The sequence below is a fragment of the Actinoplanes sp. NPDC051633 genome (genome assembly GCF_040681735.1).
Lineage (GTDB): Bacteria > Actinomycetota > Actinomycetes > Mycobacteriales > Micromonosporaceae > Actinoplanes.
On sequence record NZ_JBFAZH010000854.1, the window covers coordinates 1 to 3,420 of the forward strand.

Consider the following 3,420-nt stretch of genomic DNA (forward strand, 5'->3'; position numbering starts at 1 on the left):
GGCGATCGACTGCCGGCGCGGCGGCCGCGATCCCGACGACGTGGCCGCCGCCATTGTCACCGAACTGCTGACCGGTGGGCCGACCCTCGACGTGGGGCTGCGCGCCGACGGGACGCGATGGACCCTCGCGGAGGAAGAAGTCCCGTTCGCGCCCGGCCCGCCGGTCGCCGGGGATTCGGTCCTCGTCGTCAGCGGTGGCGCCCGCGGAGTCACCGCGGCCGCGCTGCTCGCGCTGGCGCATTCGTCCCGGCCACGCATGCTGCTGCTCGGACGCACGGCCCTCGCCGACGAACCCGAGTTCCTGGCGCCGACCCGCGACGAGCCGTCCCTCACCCGCCTGCTCGCCGGCCGCGACCCCACCGCCGCGCCGGCGCACCTGACCGCCCAGGCCCGCACCCTCCTCGCCCGCCGGGAGGTGCGCGCGACGCTCGCCGGTCTCGAGCGAGCCGGCGCAATGGTGCGGTACGCGGCGGTCGACGTCACGGACCGGGCCGCTCTCGACCGGGAGCTGGACCGGGTGCGCCGGGAGTGGGGCGCCGTCACCGGGCTCGTGCACGGGGCCGGAGTCCTCGCCGACAAGCCGATCGCGGCCAAGACGGACGACCAGTTCGACCGCGTCTACGCCACCAAGGTCGCCGGGCTCAGCGCCCTGCTCGACGCGACCGCGTCCGATCCGCTGGACCTGCTGTGCCTGTTCTCGTCCGTCGCGGCCCGCTACGGCAACCCCGGACAGTGCGACTACGCGATGGCCAACGAGGTGCTCAACCAGGTGGCCCACGCCGAGCAGCGGCGGCGGCCGTCGTGCCGGGTCCGCGCGATCGGCTGGGGACCGTGGGAAGCGGGCATGGTCACCGCGGCCCACGCCGCACACTTCAAGAACCTCGATGTCCCGCTCATCCCGCTCGACGCGGGCGCACGCGCCTTCGTCGCGGAGTTGGGTACGCCCGGCGACGCGGCCCAGGTGCTCATCACCGGTGGCCCCATGACCGGCGGCGACGTCACCGACGCGGGCTCGCCTCGGTTCGCCGCCGAGTGCACGGTCGATGCGCGTACGCACGGCTTCCTGGCCGACCACGCACCGGCCGGCGTGCCCGTGCTCCCGCTGGCCATGGCGGTGGAGTGGTTCGCCGCGGCCGGACAAGCGCGCCACCCGGGTCGCCCGACCGCGCTGGCCGACCTTCGTGTCCTGCGCGGGATCGAACTCCCGGATATGGAGACGGGCGGCCACCGCTTCACGATCGAGGCCACGCCGGCCGGTGAACTCCGGATCGGAGACCACTACCGGGCCCGGCTCGCCACTCCGGAACGCCCGCGAACCTGGACCACGCCGGCCTCGTCGGAGCCCGTCACCGGACCGTCGATCTACGAATCCGCCGCGTTGTTCCACGGTCCCCGGTTCCAAGTGCTGCGGACGGTCCACGGAATGTCCCGGCACGGCGCCGACGCGCAGGTCGTCGGATTGCGGGCTGCCGGCTGGCCCGACGCTCCATGGTGGACGGACCCGGCCGCGATCGACGGCGCCCTGCAAGTTGCGGTGCTGTGGGCCAGGCACATCACCGGCCACGCGACGCTGCCGATGAGCGTCGACGCGGTGCGCGTCCACCGCTCCGGACCGGCACCGGCGGAGCTGCGCTGCCTGGTCCGGGCCGCGGCCGTCGCCGTCGACGAGACGCGCTGCGACATCGCGCTGCTGGACGAGGGCGGCGACGCCCGCACCGAGTTGCTCGGCGTCAGCCTCATCAGACGCCCCGACATCGCGCCGGCCGGCCGCGGGTGACCGATCACGCCGAGCCGGAGTTCGAGCCGATCGCGATCGTCGGCCGCGGCTGCGTGCTGCCCGGAGCGCTGACCCCCGACCAGTTCTGGCACAACATCGCCTCCGGCCGGGTCGACCTCGATGCGGTGCGGCCGGAGGACTGGCGGCTGCCGCCGGGGTCGCTCGGCGCCGGCGCCACGGCCGGCATCGTCCGGGGCTTCAGCGAGGTCTTCGACCCTGACGGCTTCCCCGACGAGGTCAGCGCATCCGACCCGGCGCTGCGATGGGTACTGCACGCCGGCCGGGCGGCGCTGCGCGAGGCCGGCGATCATGCGCGCCCGGCGCGCACCGGGCTGGTCCTCGGCAACCTGGGATACCCCAGCCGGAGCCTGGCCGCGTACGCCGAACAGGTCTGGCTTGATGACCACCCGGACCAGGCCGATCCGCGGGCCCGCTTCTGCTCAGGGCTGTGGGCGCACACGGCGGCGAACGCCCTCGGACTGGAAGGCGGATCGTTCGCCCTCGACGCCGCCTGCGCCTCCGCGCTGTACGCCATCAAGATCGCTTGCGACCGCCTGCACGACGACACCGCGGACCTCATGGTGGCCGGCGCGGTGAGCGGCTGCGATGGTCTGATCATCGACTCCGGGTTCGCGGCGCTGGGCGCGCTGAGCCCGACCGGCCGCAGCCGGCCGTTCCATCGCGCGGCCGACGGGCTGATCCCGGCCGAGGGAGCGGCCCTGTTCGCGTTCATGCGGCTGCGCGACGCGGCGGCCGCCGGCGTCCCGGTCCTCGGCGTCGTGCGCGGCCTCGGCCTGTCGAACGACGGCCGGACCGGCGGGTTCCTCGCGCCCGCGGAGGACGGTCAGATCCGTGCCATGCGCGCGGCGTATCGGCTGGCCGGCTTCGGTCCGGAGACGGTCGAGCTGCTGGAATGCCATGCCACGGGTACGCCGATCGGCGATGCCGTGGAGGCCCGGTCGACCGCCCGGTGCTTCGGCGGGCGGGCGGAGCCCCTGCCGATCGGGTCGGCGAAGTCGAACGTCGGCCACCTGCTGACCGCCTCCGGCGCGGCCGGACTGCTCAAGCTCCTCGCGGCGATCGGCCACGGGACGCTCCCGGCGACGGCCGGCGCCACCGACCCGATCGACGAGCTGCGCGACGGTCCCTTGCGACTGCTCGACGCGAACGAACCGTGGACGGGACCGCGGCGGCGCGCGGCGATCAGCGCCTTCGGCTTCGGCGGCAACAACGCGCATCTGATCGTCGAGGCCTTCGACCGCCGGCCGGCATTCAGCGTCGCCGTGCCCGGCATCCCGACGCCGGCCGAGATCGCGATCGTGGCGATCGGCGCTCGCATCGGGGATCTTGAGGCCGGCGGGCTTCGAGATGCCGTCCTGAGTGGACGCACGTCCGGCGCGGCGCCGGACGCCATCGAGGTCGCGCTGGACGGCCTGCGCTACCCGCCGCGCGATCTCGGTGAGACGCTGGGCCAGCAGCTTCTCGTGCTGGAGGCCGCCCGCGACGCCGTCCGCGGTGTCGACCTTCCGCCGGAGCGTACGGCCGTCCTGGTGGGCATGGGCTGCGACCCCGAGATCGCCCGCGCGCACGCCCGCCGGCGCCTCGAGGCCGGCGACGAGTTCAGCCCGCCCCTCACCGCCGCC

Annotated in this window: 2 protein-coding genes; both read left to right on the plus strand. The window is 74.8% G+C overall.

Annotation, left to right across the window (positions count from 1 at the left end; genetic code table 11):
* Window positions 1–1,777 (plus strand): SDR family NAD(P)-dependent oxidoreductase (locus tag AB0M20_RS33315; RefSeq protein WP_364304309.1); only part of this gene is annotated, 1,777 nt, incomplete at its 5' end.
* On the plus strand, window positions 1,774–3,420 hold a 1,647-nt coding region (locus AB0M20_RS33320), incomplete at its 3' end, for a beta-ketoacyl synthase N-terminal-like domain-containing protein (RefSeq protein ID WP_364304310.1). The genes AB0M20_RS33315 and AB0M20_RS33320, both read left to right, overlap by 4 nt.